The 24,262-nt window shown below is 34.0% G+C and carries 18 protein-coding genes, 9 tRNA genes and 1 pseudogene; 4 read left to right on the top strand and 24 right to left on the bottom strand.

Annotated features, from left to right (window positions below; all coding sequences use genetic code 11):
* Window positions 1-167: 167 nt before the first annotated feature.
* From Q2T46_RS12380 to Q2T46_RS12355, 6 genes are all read right to left on the bottom strand, one after another.
* Window positions 168-2,381: a YhgE/Pip domain-containing protein gene (locus tag Q2T46_RS12380; RefSeq protein WP_094045707.1), complete on the bottom strand. Its 2,214-nt coding sequence runs from the start codon at window positions 2,379-2,381 to the stop codon at window positions 168-170.
* 97 nt (window positions 2,382-2,478) lie between these two features.
* Window positions 2,479-3,051 carry a TetR/AcrR family transcriptional regulator gene (locus tag Q2T46_RS12375; RefSeq protein ID WP_015312170.1) on the bottom strand — a complete coding sequence of 191 codons (573 nt, stop codon included), beginning with the start codon at window positions 3,049-3,051 and terminating at the stop codon, window positions 2,479-2,481.
* 5 nt (window positions 3,052-3,056) lie between these two features.
* The gene (iscB, locus tag Q2T46_RS12370) at window positions 3,057-4,370 is read right to left on the bottom strand and encodes an RNA-guided endonuclease IscB (RefSeq protein WP_399388625.1); all 1,314 of its coding nucleotides are present in this window, start codon (window positions 4,368-4,370) and stop codon (window positions 3,057-3,059) included.
* Between the two features lie 365 nt (window positions 4,371-4,735).
* A complete protein-coding gene (locus Q2T46_RS12365) occupies window positions 4,736-5,611 on the bottom strand; it encodes a DNRLRE domain-containing protein (RefSeq protein WP_015312172.1) in 876 nt (291 codons plus the stop codon).
* Window positions 5,612-5,668: 57 nt separating this feature from the next.
* Window positions 5,669-7,444 carry a TPR domain-containing glycosyltransferase gene (locus tag Q2T46_RS12360; protein WP_303265232.1) on the bottom strand — a complete coding sequence of 592 codons (1,776 nt, stop codon included), beginning with the start codon at window positions 7,442-7,444 and terminating at the stop codon, window positions 5,669-5,671.
* Window positions 7,445-7,489: 45 nt separating this feature from the next.
* Entirely contained in the window at window positions 7,490-8,143 is a 654-nt protein-coding gene (locus Q2T46_RS12355) for a DUF6385 domain-containing protein (protein ID WP_303265233.1), read from the bottom strand.
* A gap of 207 nt (window positions 8,144-8,350) precedes the next feature.
* Here Q2T46_RS12355 and Q2T46_RS12350 point away from each other — a divergent pair, with 207 nt between their 5' ends.
* The 4 genes from Q2T46_RS12350 to Q2T46_RS12335 all read left to right on the top strand — a co-directional run bounded on the left by Q2T46_RS12350 (window position 8,351) and on the right by Q2T46_RS12335 (window position 10,927).
* Entirely contained in the window at window positions 8,351-8,806 is a 456-nt protein-coding gene (locus Q2T46_RS12350) for a YbaK/EbsC family protein (RefSeq protein ID WP_303265234.1), read from the top strand.
* 80 nt (window positions 8,807-8,886) lie between these two features.
* Window positions 8,887-8,970: transfer RNA gene (locus Q2T46_RS12345), tRNA-Leu, on the top strand.
* 142 nt (window positions 8,971-9,112) lie between these two features.
* Complete coding sequence (locus Q2T46_RS12340) at window positions 9,113-10,585, top strand: methyl-accepting chemotaxis protein (RefSeq protein WP_303265235.1); 1,473 nt, start codon at window positions 9,113-9,115, stop codon at window positions 10,583-10,585.
* Window positions 10,586-10,720: 135 nt separating this feature from the next.
* The gene (locus Q2T46_RS12335) at window positions 10,721-10,927 is read left to right on the top strand and encodes a hypothetical protein (protein ID WP_303265236.1); all 207 of its coding nucleotides are present in this window, start codon (window positions 10,721-10,723) and stop codon (window positions 10,925-10,927) included.
* A gap of 511 nt (window positions 10,928-11,438) precedes the next feature.
* Here the strand turns inward: Q2T46_RS12335 and Q2T46_RS12330 are convergent.
* The 18 genes and pseudogenes from Q2T46_RS12330 to Q2T46_RS12245 form a co-directional block, all read right to left on the bottom strand.
* On the bottom strand, window positions 11,439-12,194 hold the full coding sequence (locus Q2T46_RS12330) for a response regulator (RefSeq protein WP_311062253.1): 756 nt from the start codon (window positions 12,192-12,194) through the stop codon (window positions 11,439-11,441).
* A gap of 71 nt (window positions 12,195-12,265) precedes the next feature.
* A pseudogene (locus tag Q2T46_RS12325) lies at window positions 12,266-14,286 on the bottom strand (PAS domain S-box protein).
* Window positions 14,287-14,769: 483 nt separating this feature from the next.
* A tRNA-Lys gene (locus Q2T46_RS12320) sits at window positions 14,770-14,842 on the bottom strand.
* Window positions 14,843-14,850: 8 nt separating this feature from the next.
* Window positions 14,851-14,926: transfer RNA gene (locus tag Q2T46_RS12315), tRNA-Gly, on the bottom strand.
* Window positions 14,927-14,935: 9 nt separating this feature from the next.
* Window positions 14,936-15,022, bottom strand: a tRNA-Leu gene (locus Q2T46_RS12310).
* Between the two features lie 49 nt (window positions 15,023-15,071).
* Window positions 15,072-15,144, bottom strand: a tRNA-Lys gene (locus tag Q2T46_RS12305).
* A 4-nt stretch (window positions 15,145-15,148) separates the two neighbouring features.
* A tRNA-Gln gene (locus Q2T46_RS12300) sits at window positions 15,149-15,224 on the bottom strand.
* A 4-nt stretch (window positions 15,225-15,228) separates the two neighbouring features.
* Window positions 15,229-15,305: transfer RNA gene (locus tag Q2T46_RS12295), tRNA-His, on the bottom strand.
* A gap of 33 nt (window positions 15,306-15,338) precedes the next feature.
* Window positions 15,339-15,415: transfer RNA gene (locus Q2T46_RS12290), tRNA-Arg, on the bottom strand.
* Window positions 15,416-15,419: 4 nt separating this feature from the next.
* Window positions 15,420-15,493: transfer RNA gene (locus tag Q2T46_RS12285), tRNA-Gly, on the bottom strand.
* Between the two features lie 86 nt (window positions 15,494-15,579).
* Window positions 15,580-16,101 carry a metallophosphoesterase gene (locus Q2T46_RS12280; protein ID WP_303265238.1) on the bottom strand — a complete coding sequence of 174 codons (522 nt, stop codon included), beginning with the start codon at window positions 16,099-16,101 and terminating at the stop codon, window positions 15,580-15,582.
* Complete coding sequence (locus Q2T46_RS12275) at window positions 16,098-16,694, bottom strand: XTP/dITP diphosphatase (protein ID WP_209453081.1); 597 nt, start codon at window positions 16,692-16,694, stop codon at window positions 16,098-16,100. The genes Q2T46_RS12280 and Q2T46_RS12275 overlap by 4 nt, the downstream gene beginning before the upstream one ends.
* Complete coding sequence (gene rph / locus Q2T46_RS12270; protein WP_303265239.1) at window positions 16,660-17,439, bottom strand: ribonuclease PH; 780 nt, start codon at window positions 17,437-17,439, stop codon at window positions 16,660-16,662. Before rph ends, Q2T46_RS12275 begins: the two co-directional genes overlap by 35 nt.
* Window positions 17,440-17,585: 146 nt before the next feature.
* Entirely contained in the window at window positions 17,586-19,340 is a 1,755-nt protein-coding gene (locus Q2T46_RS12265) for an N-acetylmuramoyl-L-alanine amidase family protein (protein WP_209453083.1), read from the bottom strand.
* A 366-nt stretch (window positions 19,341-19,706) separates the two neighbouring features.
* Window positions 19,707-21,284, bottom strand: coding sequence for a hypothetical protein (locus tag Q2T46_RS12260; protein ID WP_303265240.1), 1,578 nt, complete (start codon window positions 21,282-21,284; stop codon window positions 19,707-19,709).
* 61 nt (window positions 21,285-21,345) lie between these two features.
* Window positions 21,346-22,305 carry an ABC transporter ATP-binding protein gene (locus Q2T46_RS12255; RefSeq protein ID WP_209453085.1) on the bottom strand — a complete coding sequence of 320 codons (960 nt, stop codon included), beginning with the start codon at window positions 22,303-22,305 and terminating at the stop codon, window positions 21,346-21,348.
* On the bottom strand, window positions 22,295-23,329 hold the full coding sequence (locus tag Q2T46_RS12250; RefSeq protein WP_245301119.1) for an ABC transporter ATP-binding protein: 1,035 nt from the start codon (window positions 23,327-23,329) through the stop codon (window positions 22,295-22,297). Before Q2T46_RS12250 ends, Q2T46_RS12255 begins: the two co-directional genes overlap by 11 nt.
* Window positions 23,330-23,343: 14 nt before the next feature.
* Window positions 23,344-24,261 (bottom strand): ABC transporter permease, encoded by a 918-nt coding sequence (locus tag Q2T46_RS12245; protein WP_303265241.1) that lies wholly within the window; start codon window positions 24,259-24,261, stop codon window positions 23,344-23,346.
* Window position 24,262: the final 1 nt, after the last annotated feature.

Raw genomic sequence — 24,262 nt, 5'->3', positions numbered from 1 at the left:
GATTTCTTCCTTAATAAAAATAAGAAGCATGACGAGCCACTATTAAAGTAATCTCGTAATGCTCCCTTTTAAAATTATAATTAGTAATTGTTTCAAAACTATTAAATATTTGTGTGAATTTTGTGTGAAATCTATAAAAATTTTAATTTAGATGTGATTATTAGATGTTATAGGCTTAATTTCTCATCGATCTTGTTTGTATCGCCTACTTTTTCTGATAATAAAATTGATAAAAGCATAAATAGAATTCCAAAACCTGCTAAAATAAGTAAGTCATTTATTATTAAAGTGTAGTTTGAGCCTGATATGGCTTCTCTTAGCGCCTGTGTCCCATACGTCATTGGAAAATATGGATTAAGCACATTAAAAAATTTAGGCTCCAACTCCATAGGAAAAACACCACCTGATGATGTCAATTGCAACATCAAAAGCACAACAGCTAAAAATTTTCCTGCCATACCAAGTAACATGACAAAGAAACCGATTATAAAGACAAATACGACTGACATTAACGCATTTATCGCATAATAATAAAATAGATTATTTACAGGCAACTTAAGTGCTTCAATCAACACAAAGCCAGAAACTATAGATTGAAAAATTCCTAGAATACTTAAACTTGCCAGTTTGCCTATAACAATTGAAGCGTTACTAATATCTTTATAGCCATTTCTATCGTATATATCTACTATAAAGAATAAAATTAAAGCGCCTACCCAAAGCGATAGAGGTATGAAATATGGTGTAAATCCAATACCGTAATTTGCAACTGGATTTAATCTCTTTGTATCAAGGACTATTGGATCGTTTATCATATCTCTTTTTTTGCCGCTAATACTTAACACTTCTATTTTTTTTGATGCATCATCAAGCTTTTTGTAAAGCAACTGCTGATTGTCATATAACTTTTGCATATTCTTTTGAAGCTCGTCTCCGCCATTTGCTATCACTGACAATCCACTGTTGAGATCTGTAGAACCATTATACAGCTTATTAGCCCCTTGATTTAAGCTATTTAGCCCGTTATTAAATTCATCGAGCCCATCTGCTATCTCCTTCATTTTCTGATTTATTAATGATATGCCATTAGTGTATTCTGAAATTCCACTTCTTAAATTATTTCCACCATTGACAAGTTGAGATGCAACAGACTGCAATTGTGATACACCACTGGATAATTTGTCATAACCACTTTCTAAATTATTTGTTGCACTGTTTAATTCTTCAAGTGAATTATTTAGTTTCTCTATATCAGCTTTATTACTGTTATAGCTATCAATTATCTGTTTTAGCCCTGCATTTGACTGAGAAACCTCTAACATCGCTTTTTTGAAATTTTCATCTGCCATAGCTTCAGGATGTTCTTTTGCATAATCATTCATGGCATCCTGTGCACTTCCTAAATTAGACTCAATGCTATTTATTCCACTGCCCATAGAATTAATAGCAGTTAAAAACGATGATAAATTCTCACCAATCTGATTATAGCCGTTAGAAATCGCCATTGAACCATTCTTTAAATCATCTACGCTTTGTTTTACAGTATTAAGACCTTCTTTTATACCATTTAAACCGCTATTTAAACTATTTATTCCATTTAAAATCACGTCGCTGTTTTTATTAACTTCATTTAATTTTTGGGACAATAAAGAGGCACCATTGGACAAGTTAGAAGCACCATTAGATGCGCTTTTTGCGGCACTGTTCATCTGATACAGGCCATCTTTTAGCTGATTTGAACCTACCAAAGCACTTTTTATGCCATCATTTAATTTTGCCATTCCATCATTTAATTTTTTAGTACCATCTGATAATTGTTTTTCCGCATCTGAAGCCTGTTTTAAACCACTGCCCATATTCTTGACATTTGCAAAAACAGTATCGATATAGCTCTTTCTTATTGTATCAGATATTTTTTGTGTCAAATTTTCAACCGCTTTATTTCCAAGCTGTGTTGCTAGAAAATTCTTCTTATCATTTGTTATATACTGAATATGAGCTTTTTCAATGTCATTACCATCAACGCTTAAAATATTTTTTGAGAAATCTTCTGGTATCACTATCATAAAATAATATTTATTGCCTTTTAAGCCATTTAATCCATCATCGTAGTTTACAAAATTCCATTTAAAATCATGATTGTCCTTTAATTCTTTTACAATATCATCACCAAAACTTTTATTCTTACCATCATAAACAACACTTTTATCTTGATTTACAACAGCCACAGGAAGTTTATCAAGCTTACCATATGGGTCCCAAAATGCATATAAATATAAAAAACTGTACAATAGTGGCATAAAAATAATTACAATGACGGCCAACCTAATAAATCGGTTTTGTGCTAACCTTTTAAGCTCATTTGCAACCACCTTAAACATAGGCACCCTCCTGAATATATTTTTGTACTGACCGGTCAGTTCTAATTAATTATAGTACCTCTCATTTTAAAAGTCAAGAAAAAATCCATCATAGATATCAACCTCTATAATGGATTCCATTAAATGTATATTTAATTACGCTATCAGCAATATGTTCGGGATCTATAATATCATTGTTTCTAAATTGAAAAATAATTAGTGAACTTATCATGCCAAAAAAAGCTGATGACAATAACTTCTTATCACATTTTTCTATCAATTTCTCTTTTATTCCTTCGTCAATAATATCTTCAATAATTTTTAAATAATCGTAGATTTTCTCTCTAAAGTTATTTTGAATTTCTTCTTTTCCCCACAGCTGACTCAACAATATCAGCACAAAATCTTTATACTTAAATAAAAAATTTGACTGCACAACAATTATCTCTCTTAACTTATCAATAGAATTTTTCATATTACTTATATTATTTAATATCTGATTTTTTAAAAGAGACAAACCTTCATCTATCAAGAAAATCAAAATCTCGTCTTTACTTTTAAAGTGATAGTAAAGTGTCCCTTTGGCAACCCCCGCTTTTTCTGCGATTTCATCCATTGTAGATTTGTAAAAACCTTTTTGAGAAATTATGTTAATTGCCGCATTAAATATTTTTTCCTTAGTTTTATTCATTAAAATTAGGCACAGGAGACTCCATCCATAGCATCGCTTGGATGGAGAAGAATGTGCCTTTTCCTCCTTCCGTATTTGTATCCGTCATATCTTTGTATGATATGACAATACTGATATGAAATACCTTGTGCAATATTTTTGCCATTGGCATCTCTTATATCAAAATACCCTGATTTTCTCACTGCAACGTATCCTATGTATTGACCTTTGTATTTGCCTTTTGGGACTTCTGCTTTAACATAATCACCATTTTGAAAGCCAAAATATTCTTTTTGCCTTGATAAATATGCTCTTGGAAACCCATATTTGTTAAGTAATGTTCTTTGTCTTGTTCCTCTGCCTTTTGCATGGAATTCTAATATATAATCTGCCTTAAATACAAATTCTTTTGGAGTGCTCTGACCTACGCAACAAGCATCACAATAATGTTCTTTAGGCAAATTTCTGTCTATACGGTTTTTCTTTGTCAATGCACCTGTTCCACATTCTACAGGATACATTTCTTTTAGGAGATTATATGTTTTCCACCTTGTTGCATTTATCATAGCAGCATCTTTTAGAGGTTGTTTTGCCTGTTTTTGTATATCAGGGTATCCAAATTCCTCTGCTGTCATGTTACCTTTTTTCTGATTGCACTCATGGCAAGCTATTGTCAAATTTGATACTCTGTCAGTGCCTCCTCTTGACTTTGGAACGATATGCTCTACTTCAAGCGGTACATTTTCTTTACCACAATAAGCACATTTTCTGCCCCATTTCTCAAGAAGATATTCTCTTACTTCGTATCCTTGCAATTCGCCTTGTTGATACTCAACACCGCTTATTTCTGGATTTTGCATTAACTGTGTATCAAATTTGACATGTTCTATGCTGATGTTGTCTATTGGAATATATTTTGCCAGTTTCTTTACTGTATTAATTACTTGCTGTACTCTTGCCTCTAATGACAGAGGTAGCCAACCTTTTTCTCTTTTTCTGTTATCAAATCGAGGTTCTCTATATCTTAACTTATTTCTTCTGAATCTTCTATGATTCCGTCTATCGTCTAATGATTTCTTAATGCCCTGCTTATGATAAAGTTCCACTAATAATAATACTTTCTCTCCTTGCAAAATTGCTATTCCTGTTACTTTTGAATCTGGGTCTATCTTAATTCTGCAAGGTTGTATAATGCAGTTATCTACTGTTACATCTTTCAGTCTTATTACAAACGGATTAATTTTGTGTATAACAGCTCTGCCACTTTCTAATAAAAGTCTTGCTCTCTTTTCTGTACATGGCATTAATGGCTTTTTATGCTTATCTAGTACAAATACCATATAAAACTCTCCTTTCGGAGTCCTGTAAAGGACTAGTAACGCTATCAAAAGATAGTCTCTCCTCGCCAATGTTATTTCTGCTTTTTGCGTCTGCCACACTGTTCCTACCCTCAGAAGTGTTTAATGACAGACAACAGTTGCACGGAACTGGAGAAGCATTCCGTGGTGTTATGACAGAAATAACGTAGTTAGTTTAACTAATTTAGGCTGGTCAATCAGGCTTGCAGTTCCCCACAAGCCTCACCTTTAGCGGACTTGTTCCGCTTAGGTGGAGTTATTGACTTAAAACGCTTCCCTCTTTATTAGGTATTTATTTCTTACTTAATTATTATAATGCATTTTTTTAATTTTTGCTGTTTTTTTTATCAAACTTGTGCCTCAAACCAAACCGTTATATTCGCCGCTTTCCCTATTTCTTTATTTTTAAAAGACAATTTAGTATATTGAGAAAAAAAATAGGGAACTAATGTTGCAGTTTTCCCAGGAGCTAAAACAATTTCTCCACTGTCTTCAATCCAAACATCATCACCAGGACTTATCAAGAGCTTTATTATAACGGGATTTTCACTTGTATTATAGACAAAATACGTAAATTTACTGTACGATGAACAATCATTTATATCTGTATAACTTTCTTCATCTTGTGATACATAAAACGATTTTGTTTTTACAAATCTTCTATCATTTAATGTAAACGGCGTTCCCGTTATATAAGTCAGTTGTAGTATTGGTCTTAAAGAAACATTAATGCTTTCATCTTTAGAATAAAAGCTTTTTGTCTCTAAATTCTGTATTTCCGGTGTTTTAAGCATTACTCCATTGTTCGCATAAAGTCCATTAATCCATCTTTTCGCTATATTCGTAATATTCCATCCATACCACCCCTCACTGGTTATAGCTTTGGTCGATCCAAATACTGTTTCATCAATATTTGGCGCATTATTCCATGTGGCGGTATTTTCATCCCATTCATCAATAATTAAAAATGGTGTTACATACGCTGGTATGCTATCATTTGTCGTATAATTAATATAAAGCTTCAAAATTGCTTCAACAATAAGTGAATCAGGCGGTAATATACCAAGGTCAAATTGTATCAGAGCTCTGTACACTGATTTACCAGAAGAACCAATATAATATCTTCCAATCCAAAGTTTTGGATCCCTCCCTCTGTTGCTTGTTGGATATCCTGATTCTAAAGCCGTATCCTTTGACGATGGCTGTATAATAATAGTCGGCATTGCATCACCCCTTAGACAAATCGAAAATTTTGATTTTAGTTCGCTGGAATTTATATATCACGCATCAATTTTCTCAGTCTTTTGGCACAAAATTTTTAATATCATTAATCCTTCATCGTCGATTACATCAAAAAGTTTCATTGAACGCGTTAACTCCTCTTCCGCAAGTTTATATGCACCATGCCGAAAATAAAGTTTGCCAAGTTTTAATAATACATCTTTTTCATTAACCATATTAAGCATGTTCAATGATTTCTCGAACAAGTCAAATTCGTGAATATCAAATAGCTTTTCAAATATTAAAAAGATTATATCTGTATAAATACGAGTATCTTTTTCATCTAATGGAGATAGTACACCTTCTTTAACCCATAAAGCAAATTTAAAACACACTCTATATGCTTCTATAAAATCCCTTTTCAATATTGTCATTGGCTTTTTGACGTTTTTACCAGTTAATAATCGACAAATGATATTGTCAATAGCACTATCACATGAATATTCTCCACCGTCAATCATGTCAAAATACTCAACTGCTTCATTATATCTGTGTAAATACATCAATGTTCTTCCTTTTATATAACATGTTATATTATTTTTCAATGAATTTAGTGCCATGTCAATACATTTTAGAGATTGCTGATATCTGCCGTTTAAAAATAATATATCACTTAGAATTACATATGATTCAGGTGAACCGTCAAAGTGCGACATGATCTTTTTTATAGCGGTATCTTCATCATATTTCTTAAAATAAGCATTTGATAGTCTGTACAGTATGACTTTATTTAATGGATTCAGTTTCAACGAATTTATATAGCTTATAATGGCATTGTCATATTCTTTCATATCCATATAAACTTCTCCTATAGCATAGTAAGCTTTAAAGCCACCTACACCTGTTATAAACCTATCTATAAGCGGTGGATCCCCTATGTCTATACATTTTCTAAAACATCCTATAGCTTCTTGAAGCTGATTAAGCCTATGATGCAACATACCTTTTAAAAATACAATATCAGTTACGTTAGGATACTCCTCTATTGACTTATTGCATAAATTAAAAGCTTCGTCAATTTTGTTTAATTGATTTAAGCACATTATCATCCTGACAATAAGTTTAGTCGTGTATCCCGTCTTGACATTTTTTAGAGTATCTAAAGACTTTTTAAAATAATTATAAGCACATTCATAATTACCTAGTGCCATGTATTCTGTTCCCATATTGAAGTTGTGAAAAGGATTATCCGGATCTTTTCTAAGCTCTTTCTTTAGTATTGTCATATTTCTATTTCTCTTATCTTTGTCCTTAATATTTTTGTTTAGATAGCCATAATGATAAACTTTTATGGGCACTTCTGCTACATTGCCACCGTGTTTTAATATAGGCATAAGGATTTGTTCGTGAATTGCTCCAACAAATCTGTACTCAGGCCTATTTTTTATAATTCTTACATTTAGATTTGAAAGGGCATCTGTTCCCGGCTTATCACCTACATAGCTTATTGTTTCAAATAAATATGCATCTATTTTATCGTCTTCTAAAAGCTTCTTTATTTTCTTTCTATCTTCTCGATCTATCTCATCATCAGCATCCATCAATAAAATCCAATCACCGTTAGCTTTGTCTAATGAAAAATTTCTAGCCGCACTAAAATCATTATTCCATTTATAATAAAAAACATCAGCCTCAAAGCTTTTGGCAATATCCACTGTCCTATCACTGCTTCCTGTATCAACAATGATAATCTCATCGACTATATCTTTAACACTTTCTAAACAGCGTCCAAGGTTATTTTCTTCATTTTTTACGATCATGCACAGACTCAACATATAAATCCCTCCATTCGACAATATATGGGGCATAAAGCCCCATTTTTAAACCTGTGCATTGTAGTAAAATTCTGCCGTAGCTACCGCACCACCTGTATCATAATATAACCTTGTATATTGCAGAAATTTAACTGCTGTTAAAACTGTAATAGATCCACCTGCCAAATTAATGCTTGTTGTATCATCAACAAAATAAGTGTCAGTCGTTGTGGGACTTATCTGAAGTTTAATTGTAATAGTATTAGTCCCTGTATTCGTAATATAATATGAATACATCGATTTATCTCCCGTATTCTCCATTAAAACAACACCTGTACCAGTCACTCCTGCAATGTTAGTAGAATCTTCTAAGAATGTTCTACTTCCAAGTGTAAACGAATCAGTTGAAGCAGTAAGAGGTCTTATATCTAATGCTGATGCCGTCACAGTAACTGTACCTGCAACTGTCACAGACCCACTGCTTATGGTTACAGAATCTGTTGCACCCGTAAGAGGCCTTATATCAAAATTTGATGCATTCACCGTCAGCGTTCCTTGGGCTGTTACAGTGCCCGCTACTGTCACAGAACCATCAACAGTAGACAAAAGCTTTCCTGTTGTCGGATCTAATAACAAAGGTGTTGGTGTTGTACCCTGCATACCGTGTATAAGTGTCTTAAGCTGTTCGGCAACTGGATTAAATACTATATTGTTAGGCATATAAATCCCCTCCCCTTTTATATATTATTAATACATACAAATTTTGTTGCTTGTACATATATCTTTTTAGCAATATTATTTTGGAGTTTATATGTAAAATACTCTGAATTTTATTTTATATTATTGACATGCTGCTGCTTTTTAAAGTATTATTAAATTTAGTAATGTAAATCGTTAAAACATATGCAAAGTGGGGAGTGTAATAAAATGTCCGTAGAAGCAGTAAAAAATTTTTTTGAAAAAAATAATATAAATATCGAAATAAAGATACTTAAAGACACAAGCACTGTCGAAAAAGCTGCAAATGCGCTTGGTGTAGAACCTGGAGAAATTGCAAAATCTATGCTTTTCAAACTGAAAGACAAGTACATAATGGTTATACTGTCAGGTGAGAAGAAAATAGACAATAAAAAATTCAAAGATACTTTTCATTGCAAAGCAAGAATGGTACCACCTGAGGAAGTCCTTGAAATAACAGGGCACCCTGTAGGAGGTGTATGTCCATATGGATTAAAAACAGATATCGATATTTATTATGACATATCATTAAAAAATTATAAAATTGTATATCCAGCAGCCGGTGATGTAAACGCCGCAGTAGCTGTAAAAGTAGATGACTTGGATAAAATAGTCAAAGGAGAATGGATCGATGTATCCAAATAACGCTCCCTAAACAAACTCTTGACATTTCAATAAATATTAATTATACTACTATTGTTGAGGTTAATAGCTAAATTTTATATGCGGATGTGGCGGAACTGGCAGACGCGCTAGACTTAGGATCTAGTGTCTTTGACGTGGGGGTTCAAATCCCTTCATCCGCACCAATTAAAAATGTTGTGGAGAGATTATTCTCCATTTTTTATTAACTATTTAACTTAAGTGGAATATCTGCATGTCAACAAAGGCGTTGATCGGTTTATCTGATCAGCGCTTTATTTTTATACAAATGAAAAAGAGGTGTAATATATGATATACAAAAACAGAAAATTATTGAAGTTGTTAAACATTATAAATACGAATAATCTGCTTAATGAGGATGAAAACTACTTTAATTTCAAAGGAATAATGAAAGATATACTCATATCAATATCAAATATTAAAAAGAAGCTTGTAAAATATATCTTTGAGACGCAAGTTGCTTCAAGCCGCATATTTTCGGTTTCAGAAGAATTGTCTATTACCATGGAAGAAAATAATGCTTTCGCACAACAGTTATATGCTGAATCGCAAGAGATATTTTCAAATAATTCAATTTGTTATGAAAATATAAAAAATACAATTGCAGAAATAAAGAAATTGGTTGAAATGCTTGAAAATATTAAAAGTACTACTGGAGAAATGTACAATACTGGCATTCAGTCTAGAAAGCTTGTGGATGAAAGTTTCAATGAGATTAGATTAGTTTTAGATAAAATAAATAATATTTCTATAACTACAGAAGAAACATTAAATCGAGTTAATGAACTTACAAAAATATCAGTACAAATTTCCCAAATATTAAAATCAATTGAAAAGATAGCAAAGGAAACTCATTTGCTTTCATTAAACGCATCTATAGAGTCTGCAAAAGCCGACAAATACGGCAATGGCTTTGGAGTTATAGCAGATGGTATTAGAAAATTAACTTTAGATACTAATAAAGCTGTATCAGATATTGCTACACTAATTGAAAAAATAAATAATGAGATAGAAAGTGTTAAAACATCAGCAAATGATAATTATAGTAATGTTCAGGATAGCGTAAATAGTACAATGAATATAGAAAGAAGCTTGAACATGATAGAAGAATATAACAATACGATTATGAATATGATTAGTAAAATTGTAAATGTTTCTGAAGATGAATATAAATATGTTCACAATATCGATAAAAGAATTCAAGATGTGGAAGATTTATTAAAGGAAGTATCAGCTAATTTTGACGGCATGAATAATTCCATATATCACCAAAAAGAAAATGCAGAAAAAATATTAAATCTAAGTGATAAATTAAAAGAAGCATCAAATGATTTGAAATTATTGTCTGAAAGCGATGAGATAAAAAACATAATTCAGACAAATTCAGAAAATATAAAAAATGCAGCAGCTTCTGTGATAAAATCTATAAAGGAAGAAATAATTTCAGATAAATTCCTTTCAATGAATAAGGATTTTCATAAAAAAGTACTCGACAATTTTTTAAATAATCACAAAGAAATTGAAGCTCTATGGACAAATGATATTAAAGGGAGGTTTATTTACTCAAATCCACCTGCTGGTATTGCAAATGCAAATGTAAGGGATTGGTTTAAGGAGTGTATCACAGGCAAAGAATATATATCTGAAATTTATATATCTGCAATAACAAAGGTTCCATGTTTAACTGTATCTATTCCATTAATCGATAAAAATGGATCATGTATTGGTGTAATTGGCGCTGATTTGAGTATAAATATGTAAAAATTTTTTCTCTTCAATATAGAATTTCATATCCTTGCAACCAAATTAATACAACTGCGATTAATCGCTATGGTTGCCAAATTGCCGGGAACTCCTATATGTGGTTCCTACGAGACTTCATATAGGAGGGATAATATGATTAAAAGAGTTGTTGTTATGGTTTTGATTCTTACTTTTATATCTCCCATAATTGGTTTCCATTCATATGAGGCTAAAAACAATATAAATATACAGAATGTAAAAGTAAATTTTGCAAATAATACAAAGATTACAAATCTAGCTCTTGATTCTTTTAGAAATAGCAGAAATAACGATAATTTTGTGTATAAAAAATATATCTAAAGTATTTTGTCTTTCTGGATTTCCAGGAGATATTAAATCAAAAGATTTTAATACTGGAAGTAGTAACCTTAGTAAGCGGCAATGCCTGCGACTTTGACATTTCAAAGGATGGTCAAAAAACGGTATATGCTTCAAGTAAAACCAAAGTATGGCATATTTATATAGCAGATGTAAATAAAGATAAATTATCAAATAATAGTCGTTTGGGACAACAGTAGGAAGCAGATAGTAGCAACTGGATGGTACCCCGCTTTTGGAGATGACGGAAGTTTATACTTCATAGGAAGATCCAATGATGATGAAGATGATATCTACCGCATTCTTCCAAGTTCAACTTCTAAAGAGTTATTACCTATTAATGCTTCAGGGGGTAAGCGAAGCAGACCCACATTGGGTGTTTGGAACAATAAATGGCTGGCTTTCAACTCAGAACGCGGCAATGATGAACACATGTATGAAGGATACATTTTTAAAAGTGCGTAACACTAAATTGCAATAATAAATTCAAAACTTAAATTGCAACCTCTTTTGCAAAATTAATTAGCTCCTGCTCATTCTTGCCATTATCAGGGTATGTAGCTATACCGAAATGCCACTTACCCGGCAATTCATCTTTAACTTTCTTCATTACAACAATTGCACCATTAGCTCCTGTAATAGGAAGAATTAAAGCTAAAGTGCTGTCATCAATTTCTAATACTGTATCTATATCGCGAACTTTATGCTTTATTTGATCTATGATTTTTGAAATTCCAACTTTTATCTTTCCTTCACATTGTGCCAGAACTAAAGAGAGATTTACATTGCTTCTTTTTGCTCGATTTATTTCGTTTTTTAACAATTCTTTAAGTTCTGGGTAACGATCTTTTTTTGTAGTGTATCCTATTAGCTTTACTACACGTTTTACAAGTTCTACTGCTTTAAATGGCTTAATAAGATATTCTACTGCGCCAATTTCTATTGCTTGCGTAATTGAAGATGCCGTAGCATCTCCACTAAGTATCATAACGGGGATGTTTTTGTATTCTGAATGTGATTTTAATTTCTGTATAAATTCAAAGCCATTTTGATTTGGCAGATTAATATCTACAATTACCAAATCGAATAATTCCTTTTTACTACTTTTTATTTTTAACATTGCCTCTTCAGCAGTAGTTGCTATTTCAACATCATAACCTTCTGCCCCTAATATATCTTTAACCATAAGCCGTATTAATGCAGTATCATCTACTATTAAAATGCTTTTACTGTCTCTTCTTTCTTCCATAGTCCTTTTATTGAGACTAAAATGTAGCCTCTCCACTATCCTCCTTATATGTTAATTTTATCAAGCAATTTTTACTCGCTTTTTACACAGTTTCTTCCTGCACCTTTTGCTTCATACAGCGTATTGTCTGCTCGCAAAAGAATGGTATCTATGGTGTCTGATGACCTGTAACTAGTTACACCAAAGCTTGCAGTCACATACCCCACTTCTGGTAGGCTCATCGTACTAACATGCTTTCTAAGCTCTTCAGCTAGGTCAGCTGCATCGCTTGTAGCAGTTTCCAGCAATAGAATTATAAACTCTTCTCCTCCCCAACGTGCAAAACAATCTGTCTTTCGTATCCTTCCTTTTACCGTATCGGCAACATTCTTAAGAACCATATCCCCCGCAGCATGACCGAAACGGTCATTTACGCTCTTGAAGTGATCTATGTCAAACATAATAAGGGAAAAAGGCTTTCTATTTCGTTTTGTTCGTTCTATTTCCTGCTCCAGCATCTGCATGAAAAACGCCGGTTGTAAATATTTGTAAGAGGATCAGCAATAGATTGACGGTAAAGCAATTCCTCAAATCTTTTTCGTTCGCTTATGTCGCGAACAATTCCCACCGCATGCCAAGCATCTTTAATCCTAACAGCAGAAAGCGAAAGTTCTACATCAATTTCATGGCTATCTTTATGCCTCGCTTTTAATTCAACCGTTCTACCTATAACATTCCCCTTGCCGCTCAGACGAAATTTTTTAAATGCCTCTTTATGCGCTTCGTACAATCGTTCGTCTTGTATCATAAATGTGTGTAATTCTTTACCTATTATTTCTTCTCTTGAATAACCAAATATGTGTTCCACTGCAGGATTCCAAAAAGTTACGTTTCCTTTATCGTCAATCATGATGATAGCATCTCCTGCAGACTCCATTATAGTGCTTAAAATCTCATTTTTTTCCTGCAGTTCTTTTTCCATTTTTCTTCGCTCTGTCATATCAATTACAAGTTCTGCATATACCTTTTCCTTGCCAAATTCTACAAATTCCAAGTGAATTTCTGCTGGATAGAGAGAACCATCTTTTCTGCGGTGTACAGTATTAAAGATAATTTGCTGTTGTTCTTCTTTAGTCAGAGGAGCAAGAAATTCTTTAAAGCTTAGCAGAGTAAACTCCGGTTTTAAGTCAAGAGGCATCATTTCTTTGAGCTCTTCCTCACCGTAGCCTAAATTTTCCTTTGCTTCGCGGTTTACTGCAATGAATTTTAATGTTTCTGGGTGAAATATGTATATTTCGTTCAATGAGTTTTCAAAAAGATGTTTGTAAAATTTGAGTTCTTTTTCAGCTTTCCATCGCTCGGTAATGTCAAAGATAATTAAATACAACAGTGTCTTTCTTTGACAATCTATAGTAAATGAATAGACCTCTGCTACCCTCTCTTCTCCGTTAGCCAATCGTTGGATGCAAATGCATGGACTGCAGCCCTTTCTTAAAGCTTCCAAACACTTTTGGTCACCACTTATGGAAAAAACATAAGCAAATGCTTCTATATCCTTCTGCAGCATGGTCTCTCTGGAATAACCGTAAAAGTGACAGGCAGCTTTGTTAGCATCGATAATGCGTCCAGATTGCGGGTCAATAAGCAGCATTGTTACATCATGATTTTCAAACATACTGCGGAACAAAGCCTCACTCTGTTTTAACCGTATCTTCGCTTCGTGGAACTTAAAAATCATTTCTATTTGAGATATAAGTACATATTCGTCAACACCCTTGAGCACATAGCCGTAATTTGTAACCGATCGGATTTTTTCCATTATTTCTTTACTGGTATTTGCAGTTAAAAATAAAACTGGAATATCTTTATGTTGCTGAATTATTCGCGCTGCATCTATACCGTCGATTGTCCCTCCAAGTTCTACGTCCATAAGAATTAAATCTGTACTTTGATCACTCCATACCTTTTCTACAGCTTTTTCTCCTGTTAAGACTATTTCTGTTTTGTATCCATATTTGCTTAAAATATCTGCTGTTATTTGTGCGTTAAGTTTGCTATCTTCTACAATCAGGATTTTTTTGGAAAAACAGCATTCATCAGTTAATGCCTCCAATAAACTCAATTTTAGCAATGGCAGGAATGTAATTCTATCGTTTTAGAAATGCTCGTGCGCTCTCGAAATATTATTATACTATTTTTACATAAAAACACAATAAAAATTTTCCTGTCATAATATTGTCCCTATGATATTTTTCTGTCAAAAAGCTCACAACCCTGCTATTGCTCTGTTATAGTCGGTTCGTCGTATAATCACATGGTTATGACAATAAATAATATAGGAAATAAAAGGCTAAAGGTAATAACAAGTACATGAGCTATCTTTTGCATACTCAAAAACACTGCTGAGTAGAAAAGAAAATATTGGCTTCTCAGAGATTGAAAAAAACGATTAGGTAAAAGAGCGGAATAATATAATAACATATATATCTTTGAGTAAAACATTAACAACACAAAGCTTGAAAAAATGTTGTTTTAATTTCGCATACAAAAAAGGTATCGATAAAATCTCGATACCCTTTAATTGGCTTAAAGCTAGTGCGCCATTAGGGACTCGAACCCCAGACCCGCTGATTAAGAGTCAGCTGCTCTACCAACTGAGCTAATGGCGCATGTTGTATGGAGCGGACAACGAGACTCGAACTCGCGACCCTCACCTTGGCAAGGTGATGCTCTACCAACTGAGCTATGTCCGCATGTTATAATGGTGCGGGAGAAGGGACTTGAACCCATATGCCATGACTGGCACTAGAACCTGAATCTAGCGCGTCTGCCAATTCCGCCACTCCCGCATTAACGCCAGATTGTTCTCTTTTCAAAAATTACTATTATTTTGCTTAATGACCCATCCGCGATTCGAACGCGGGACACCCTGCTTAAAAGGCAGGTGCTCTGCCGACTGAGCTAATGGGTCATGGTGGCTGGGATGGCAGGATTCGAACCTACGAAGTGCCAGAGTCAAAGTCTGGTGCCTTACCACTTGGCTACATCCCATCAATGGGGTGGGTAGTGGGATTCGAACCCACGACCTCCAGAGCCACAATCTGGCGCTCTAGCCAACTGAACTATACCCACCATATCATCAATTTCAGCATGTTTCGCAAAAAATGGTGCGCCTGAAGAGATTCGAACTCCCGACACACGGATTAGAAGTCCGTTGCTCTATCCAACTGAGCTACAGGCGCATATTGGAGCGGGTGATGGGAATCGAACCCACGTAACCAGCTTGGAAGGCTGGGGCTCTACCATTGAGCTACACCCGCATATACAGTTGTCATTGCTTTGTGCCTCATCGCTCTGACAGTTTTAAATTATATCAGGAATATTTATCTTTGTCAACACCTAAAAATTAATTTTTTGTACCACTTCTCTTGTTCCCAATACACTGCTCCATATCGTCTATATTTAGAAGCTGTGGCACAATGATGCCATTTTCAATGTTTACTATAGACACAGTCCTAGATGAACCTTCTCGAGGCATTGATGGGCTACCAGGGTTTAATACAATCATATCGCCATCATTGTATACTAATGGCACGTGGGTATGGCCATAGAAGACTGCATCAACACCATATTCCCTTGCTTTTTCTATTATAATGCTCTTTTCAAACTTTACATAATACTTGTGGCCGTGTGTCAATAATATTCTTTTACCGTCAATATCGATTATCTTCTCGTATTTTTCTTTATCACCAAAATCACAATTGCCATAGACGTATAGGGTAGGAATTCCAAACTCTCTATTTAACTCTATAGCATCTCTGTAATAGTCACCTAAATGTATTATATAATCAATGTTTTTAAGATTTTTAAGAATATTTCTAACAGATTGTATCATACCGTGCGTATCACTTGTAACAAATAACCTCATTTAAAATCCTCCAAATTATTTTTTAAATAATCTTTTAATTTTTTTAAAGCATCTGCCCTGTGACTTACCTTGTTTTTTTCTTCAAGTGTAAGTTCAGCTAAAGTTTTGCCTACTTTATCTACAAAGAAAACTGGATCATATCCAAAGCCAAATTGACCTCTTGGACTATCAAGAATTGTACCTTCTACTTTTCCTTCTATTATAGCTTCTCTACCTTTGTAAATCAATGCTACAACTGTCCTAAAAGTAGCTTTTCTTTTTTCAATTGGTACCCCTTCTAAAAGTCTTAAAAGTTTCCTATTGTTATCTTCATATGTTGCATTTAAACCTGCAAATCTCGCGGAATATACACCTGGTTTTCCATCTAAGTAATCTACAAACAAGCCTGTATCATCGGCAATTACTATATTATCAGTCAAATTTGCCAAAGATCTAGCCTTTAAAAGTGCATTTTCCTCAATTGTATCTCCTGTTTCTTCTATTTCATCATATGACCCAATATCATCCGCTGACAATACTTCAAAGTCGTCTTTGAAAAATTCTCTTATTTCATCTACCTTATGCTTGTTGTGAGTTGCTACAACTATTTTCATCTTCTTCAACTCCAATTTTTAATGATATATCTCCCAGTGCTTCTTTCTGTATTTCAATAATTTTATTAAGGCCATCTTCAGCAAGTCTTAAAAGCTCTGTAAAATCATCTTTTGAAAAAGGCCCACCTTCTCCCGTCCCTTGTATCTCTATAAACTCACCTTTGTCAGTCATTACTATATTCATATCCACATGTGCATTACAGTCTTCTAAATAGCATAAATCAAGTAACTTGTTATCCCCAACTATGCCTACACTAACTGCAGCCACAAAACTTTTAATTGGCATCTTACTTATAACACCTTTTTGCAATAGTTTATTCATTGCATCAACGAGAGCAACAAATGAACCTGTAATTGAAGCTGTCCTTGTTCCTCCATCTGCCTGTATTACATCACAATCAATCCAAATGGTCTTTTCACCCAACGCATCTAAGTCCACAACAGCTCTTAAAGCTCTCCCTATAAGCCTTTGAATTTCCATCGTCCGGCCGGATTGTTTGCCTCTTGTAGACTCTCTTTGTGTTCTAGTCTCTGTAGCTCTCGGAATCATAGAATATTCGCTGGTAATCCACCCCTTTCCAGTACCTTTCTGGAAAGGCGGTACCTTATCTTCAATCGATGCTGTACATATAACCTTTGTATTCCCTACTTCTATCAAAACAGATCCTTCGGCGTATCTGTTAAAATTTCTAGTAATCTTTATCGGTCTTAAGGATTTTGGATCCCTGCCATCTACTCTTTTCATTTCTTCAGCCCCTTTATATTTTATACTATAATTTTTGCCCTGTTTAAATTTTGTTATCCATTGCGTAAGCCATAATATTATTTTAAAACCTTTTAAGGCAATTTACAAGAAAGCTCATTAAAAAAACAGGCATATTTTTGCCTGTTTTAATTGCTTTTATATACTGAATCAGAAACTGTCGTGCTTATAATGCCGTTTGACAGCTTGTCAAAATAATCCACGATACCATTATATATACCTTGAGCGACTTTCCATTGAAAATTATCATCTGTTAAAAGTTGAGCATCTGTGGGACTAGTCACAAACCCCGTTTCTATCAAAACTGCAGGCATCTTAGTCTGATTAAGCACTACAAGCTTTGGCCTTTCAGATAGCCCTCTGTCGCTTGTGCTTATTTGCTTCATCAAATTATCATGTATTATTTGAGCAAATGTTTTTTCATCTCTGGTATCTCCATTGTACCCATTTGGATAGTACAAAACCGTCGTACCATTTGCAGATGGTGAACCAAAAGAATCTGAATGAATACTGACGAAAACATCAGCACCTTCATTATTAGCCTGATATGGTCTATCATATAGTCCAACATCAGTATCAGTTGTCCTTGAAATCATAGTTCGGTATCCACCATTATCGAGAAGCGTTTTTAATTTCAGAGCTATGGCAAGATTAATGTCAGCCTCATGGATCCCATCAATACCTATAGCGCCTGGATCAGATCCACCATGCCCAGGATCAATATACACCAGTTGTTTTTTATTAGGATCCGGCTTTGTAACAGTCAGCATTATACCCTGCCCTGTATATTTAACACTGAAATCTGCTTTTATGTTTGTATACGCTACAACTCTAACTGTATTTGAATCAAATTGGGAATACTTTATTTCTGTCACAACATTACCATCAAAAGGAATATTTCCAGCTAGCTTCCCATCGGGCATACTTAAAGTTGATCCCGAAATATCAATAATAATTTTATTATCGCCATATCTTGATGGATTGAAATGATCTGCATCTGTATTAATTATTATTTGATCATTATTATTAACCTTCGCCGCTGTTATATTTGACACTTTATTTTGTCCAATTTTAAATGATATATTAAATTCTTTTTTATCCTGAGATTGTGTAATTGTATACGGCATAGAATAATCCATATTAACAACAAGCCTCGTTATGGCAGGCTGCAATTTATTCTGTCCAATATAAGCTAGATTAAGTCCGTTTTTGTCAATCGTTATCTGCTTGCTTGTAACAGTATTTATAGCATTATTAAAATCAAAGTAAATTCTTATACTACTATCATCATTGATAGAACCTTTTGTATACGTTAAAGGACCATCACCTTTTACTGAAATTGTATATGTACCATTTGTATATGTGGATGTAAAACTAGTAATATTTACATTATTTGCTGCAGGGGGATCAGCTTTTTTTGCGGCTTGGATAAGATACTTGTCTCCAATCCATTTTACATCATAGCCTAAGTTTTCAAATAAAAATCTCATAGGCACATAAGTAGTATCCCTATTTATGAGTCTTGCCGGTGCTGACAGTGAAACTTTATTACTATTGATTGTTGCATAATCCTTACCTATAAACAATTTAATAACCTTGTCTTTAGTAGTAACAGTCACCGTCTGTGTTGGACCATCCCAATCTACTTTTTCCCCTAACCCTTCACTTATGGATCTAAGAGGAACAATTGTATTATTATCTATGATTAGTGGAGGATTCTTTCCTGTATCAAATTTATTGCCATTAACAGTTATTGACACATCTGGTACATTGTAATTGACAGTTTTGTTATCAACAACAATGTTAGCTTTATAGGCATAGGCAGATATGCAAAGTGTAGACAACAATATCAAAAGTGCAAAAAATACTATGACTTTCTTCAACATTTTCCCCCCTTTGCATATAAAAATCGGTAAAATTTTCATTATGTTTATATATTATTATACATATATTACAGACAAGTTACAAACATATTAAAATTTTATTAAGTCATTTATCTAGCAAAATTTGTTATTTATAAATTCAATAATTGCAACAAATAATACTAATACGCACTTAAAAAATGAATAATGAGGTGATAATATGCAAAATACTTGTTGTAAATTAGACTGCATCTATCGCTCAAAAGGAAAATGTTCTCTTTATAAAGTATCGGATAACACCCTGCATTACATTAACAGTGTTCAATGTACAACATTCAAAGACAGCCTAAATCTTTTTGATTGTCCAAATTATAGAAAAAAATAAAGTTATGTAAAAAATGGCCCATAAAACAGATTTGTCAAGATGGCATCAATTATTACCATAAAAGAAAATGCTCCGAAATTAGAATTAAATTTTTTCCTGCCGTAGTAAACCCTCGTTAAGCCATATGATATTAAAGTAAATATAGCAGGCATTGCAAGAAAATTATACGGCTTAAGTACAGAGTTTAAAATTGTCCTTATGGAATGAGGAGGATACAAGAGATATTTCATAATGATATATATTGCAGCACCGATGTAGAATGAAACAACACTCTCACCTTTTAATCTTCTTGGTTCAAAAAGCATTATTATCCCAAACCATACATATGCAGGCAATGCGCCAACTAATATAAATATTAAACCTATTAGCAATGATGCTGCACTTTTTTGAATTAATGTACTAAGTGCATATTGCTCATCTACTGGCCTCACCCTGTTTAATACATTTTTATATACATAAGTTGTTGATGATGCATAAACATTATATTTCCCGAAACCGTCGGCTTCAATCCATGTGAGGAAATTGCCATTTTTAGTATTTAAAATCTTTGGCATACCTGTCCAAGTACCTGTTTTTGTAGCAAGCTCTGATAATACAACCTTACCACCTTTCCATTTTGAATATATGATTTCCGTTGATTTGGACGGTACATTGCCAAAATTGCTTAATTCTACACTTCCAGATGAAACTGTGTATACATAAGTACCATCTTCTAAAACATCAAAATCACCAATATTATCTGCATTGCCAATTCCATCGACGTTAATCATAGCATCTTTTAGGAAAACATTCTGCAATTTAGCATCTTTGAAATAAATGTATTTCAAATTTAAATTGTTTTTTGAAACCGAATTGTAAAATAAGTATATACCACCATCGTACGCAATTCTTAAATTATTGATATCAGAAAAAGATGACACAGATATATTGTAAACCGGCTTTAGATTTCCCCATTGCCTTCCATCATACGTCAATAAATATATACTCCTGTCGTAATTAATTCCTGTTAGTAGTGCGATGTATAACCTTTCATTAATTTTTTCTGCATCAATCTCTTTAGTATTTTCTATTTGTGAAATACTTCCTTCTAACACTAATTTATCATTAAATATCTTATATACATTTACTTTCCTACTGTTGAAAGTAATCAATCTGTCATCAACTATTTTAAAACCATCAGCATTAATTCCATAATTAATAAAATTGCTGCCATCAATGCCAACAGACATAAGTACATTATCTTTTATAATATAAAATCTACCATTACAATAATTAATTTCTTTTACATTTGATTCATCAATTCCGTTTATATCTATATCTTTAATTAAAATTTTACTTGGATTGCTTATATCTATCAATTCGATTTTATTCACCTTTGGTAAAGCTGCATAAATTTTACTGTTGTTTAAAAATATGTATGTGCCTCTGTTAAAATCTCTTGAGGCAATTTTCATATCTCTACTCCATTCTTTAGATGGAGATTGGGAAAAAGATTTTAAATATCTTTCATAATTGTATAATATAAGTAAAACTATAGTTGCAATTATCAGCAATACAGCTACTAATTTGCGAATATTCATATCATCACAACCTTATTAAATAAGTTTTATGATTACAAAAAAAGCACTCTTTTGAGTGCTCTTATTTATCAAATAAATGGCATGCTACAAAATGGCCGCTGCCTACTTCTTTTAGTGGTGGTGTAACTTCGCTGCAAATATCCATCGCATATTTGCACCTGGTTCTAAATCTGCACCCTGACGGCGGATTAATTGGACTTGGTACATCACCTTCCAGTATGATCCTTTCTCTCTTTCTTTCAACTTCCGGATCAGGGATTGGCACCGCAGAAAGAAGCGCTTGTGTATATGGATGCAAAGGATTTGTATACAACTCACCGCTTTGAGTCAATTCTGCAATTGAACCTAAATACATGACAGCAACTCTATCGCTTATATGCCTTACCATGCTTAAGTCATGAGCAATAAAAAGGTATGTCAAACCTTTTTCCTCTTGTAAATTCATAAGTAAATTCACAATCTGTGCCTGTATAGAAACATCAAGAGCAGATATTGGCTCATCGCACACAATGAATTCTGGCTCAATTGCCATTGCTCGTGCTATGCCTATCCTTTGCCTTTGTCCACCTGAGAACTCATGTGGAAACCTATTTGCATGCTCCCGGTTTAATCCAACCAGTTCAAGGAGATTGTATATTCTCTCTCTCCTCTCTTTACCAGTGTATAAACCATGTATGTCAATTCCTTCACCTATTATATCACCGACAGTCATACGAGGATTTAGCGATGCATATGGATCCTGAAAAATCATCTGCGCCTTTCTAGCAAATTTTCTTCGTGTCTCGTCGTTCATCTTATGAACAGGTATATCATCAAATATAACTGAGCCACCTGTTGCTTCATAAAGGCCTATAACTGTTCTTCCAGTAGTTGACTTGCCGCAGCCAGACTCACCAACAAGACCTAAAGTCTCGCCCCTTTTTATATTAAAACTTACATCATCAACAGCCTTTAATATACCACCGTTGACGTGAAAGTATTTTTTCAAATTTTTAACTTCCAAAATCACATTATCCTTCACTTGTATACGCCTCCTTTTCAAAAGGATTCTTCACCTTTGGCGCATATGGATGCTTCAACCAACAGGCAACCTTATGTGAATCAGTTTCATTTGTATACTCTGGTTGAGCTTCGTAACAAATTTTCATTGCATAATTGCATCTAGCAGCAAATGGACACCCTACTGGAGGTGCAAATAAATCAGGAGGCGTACCAACAATAGGAACAAGTTTTTCTTTGTTCTGGGCATCAAGCCTTGGAACAGATTTTAAAAGTCCCCATGTGTAAGGATGCTGTGGATGCTTAAATATCTCATCAGATGTACCTGTCTCTATAATTTTGCCAGCATACATGACTATAATTCTCTCAGCTATATCGGCAACAACACCTAAATCGTGAGTTATCATAATAATAGATGTATTAAACTCTCTCTGCAAATCTTTCATTAAATCAAGTATTTGTGCTTGTATTGTAACATCAAGTGCAGTTGTTGGCTCATCAGCAATGAGAAGCTTTGGCCTACATGCCAAAGCAATAGCAATCATTGCCCTCTGCCTCATGCCACCAGAAAATTCATGTGGATATTGATTTATCCTTCTATCAGCATTAGGAATGCCAACGACATCAAGCATTTCTTTTGCCCTTTTCATCGCCTCAGCTTTAGAAACCTTTTGATGCTTCAATATTACTTCCGCAATCTGTTTTCCTATCGTCATCGTAGGATTCAATGACGTCATAGGGTCTTGAAATATCATACCAATTTCTGAGCCTCTTATTGATTGCATCTGTCTTTCACTAAACTTAGAAATCTCTCTACCATCAAATATGATTTTGCCAGCTTTAAATCTGCCAGGTGGTTCTGGGTTTAATCTCATCACAGCTTGCATTGTAACAGATTTTCCACAGCCAGACTCACCAACAATTGCCAGTGATTCACCCTTCATTACTTGGAAACTAACGTCTCTAACTGCTTTTACTTCGCCTGCATAGGTGTCGAATGAATACTCCAAATTTTGTACATCTAGCAATACTTCTCTATCTCCCAAATTCATTACCTCCTTTAGCGGCGAAGTCTCGGGTCGAGAGCATCTCTCAAACCATCACCAAGCATATTAAACGCAAGCATTGTAACACTTATAAAAAATCCAGGTATAAAAAGCTGCATAGGATACATAAGCAAAACCTGTGTTGCATCATTTGCAAGAGTACCCCAACTTGCAAGTGGTGCTCTTATGCCAAGGCCTATATAACTCAAAAAAGCCTCAGAAAAAATAGCATTTGGAACATCAAATGTCATTGAAACAATTATTGGTCCCAATGCATTTGGTATCAAATGTCTTAATATTATTCTGCCAGGACTTGCTCCAAGCGTTTTGGCCGCCAAGACAAACTCCTGCTCTTTAAGCTGCAGTACTTGGCCTCTAACAATCCTTGCCATACCTACCCAACCTGTCATGACCATTGCAGTTATTATGGTCCACAAACCTTGGCCCATGACAACCATCAAAAGTATTACAAGTATCAAGTACGGTATGCCATAAAGTATATCAACAATGCGCATCATTATATTATCGACTTGACCACCAAAATACCCTGCTATGCCACCGTAAGTAACGCAGATAACCGCATCAAGAAAGGCAATTGTGACACCTATAAATAATGATACTCTAGCACCCATCCAAACTCTTACAAATAAATCTCTTCCAAGATAGTCTGTGCCAAACCAATGAACTTTAGAAAAAGGTTTATTTGTGTTAAACAAGTCTTGATGTGCATAGTCAAACGGCCTCATGTATGGTCCAAATATAGCCATTAAAACAAGAAAAATCAGAAAAACTAAAGAAGCCATAGCAACCTTATTCATTTTTAGCCTTCGCCATGCATCCTGCCAGTAACTAATACTTGGTCTTACTATAGACTGGCTTTCAGAAGCATTAGCACCAATTATCTCAAACTCATCCTTGCTTATATCCACCATT

The organism is Thermoanaerobacterium sp. CMT5567-10 (genome assembly GCF_030534315.2).
In the GTDB taxonomy this organism is placed as follows: Bacteria; Bacillota; Thermoanaerobacteria; order Thermoanaerobacterales; family Thermoanaerobacteraceae; genus Thermoanaerobacterium.
Note: the sequence above shows the minus strand (reverse complement) of the source record. Positions and strands in the feature narration are given on the sequence as shown.

What these genes read in the sequence shown, in the direction of transcription:
- Q2T46_RS12275 (WP_209453081.1), bottom strand. Translation starts at nt 16,694, where the DNA reads ATGAAAATAGTTGTAGCAACTCACAACAAGCATAAGGTAGATGAAATA.
- Q2T46_RS12375 (WP_015312170.1), bottom strand. Translation starts at nt 3,051, where the DNA reads ATGAATAAAACTAAGGAAAAAATATTTAATGCGGCAATTAACATAATT.
- Q2T46_RS12360 (WP_303265232.1), bottom strand. Translation starts at nt 7,444, where the DNA reads ATGTTGAGTCTGTGCATGATCGTAAAAAATGAAGAAAATAACCTTGGA.
- Q2T46_RS12330 (WP_311062253.1), bottom strand. Translation starts at nt 12,194, where the DNA reads ATGGAAGAAAGAAGAGACAGTAAAAGCATTTTAATAGTAGATGATACT.
- Q2T46_RS12260 (WP_303265240.1), bottom strand. Translation starts at nt 21,284, where the DNA reads ATGAATATTCGCAAATTAGTAGCTGTATTGCTGATAATTGCAACTATA.
- rph (WP_303265239.1), bottom strand. Translation starts at nt 17,439, where the DNA reads ATGAAAAGAGTAGATGGCAGGGATCCAAAATCCTTAAGACCGATAAAG.
- Q2T46_RS12280 (WP_303265238.1), bottom strand. Translation starts at nt 16,101, where the DNA reads ATGAGGTTATTTGTTACAAGTGATACGCACGGTATGATACAATCTGTT.
- Q2T46_RS12365 (WP_015312172.1), bottom strand. Translation starts at nt 5,611, where the DNA reads ATGCCGACTATTATTATACAGCCATCGTCAAAGGATACGGCTTTAGAA.
- iscB (WP_399388625.1), bottom strand. Translation starts at nt 4,370, where the DNA reads ATGGTATTTGTACTAGATAAGCATAAAAAGCCATTAATGCCATGTACA.
- Q2T46_RS12380 (WP_094045707.1), bottom strand. Translation starts at nt 2,381, where the DNA reads ATGTTTAAGGTGGTTGCAAATGAGCTTAAAAGGTTAGCACAAAACCGA.
- Q2T46_RS12245 (WP_303265241.1), bottom strand. Translation starts at nt 24,261, where the DNA reads ATGGTGGATATAAGCAAGGATGAGTTTGAGATAATTGGTGCTAATGCT.
- Q2T46_RS12340 (WP_303265235.1), top strand. Translation starts at nt 9,113, where the DNA reads ATGATATACAAAAACAGAAAATTATTGAAGTTGTTAAACATTATAAAT.
- Q2T46_RS12335 (WP_303265236.1), top strand. Translation starts at nt 10,721, where the DNA reads ATGATTAAAAGAGTTGTTGTTATGGTTTTGATTCTTACTTTTATATCT.
- Q2T46_RS12350 (WP_303265234.1), top strand. Translation starts at nt 8,351, where the DNA reads ATGTCCGTAGAAGCAGTAAAAAATTTTTTTGAAAAAAATAATATAAAT.
- Q2T46_RS12355 (WP_303265233.1), bottom strand. Translation starts at nt 8,143, where the DNA reads ATGCCTAACAATATAGTATTTAATCCAGTTGCCGAACAGCTTAAGACA.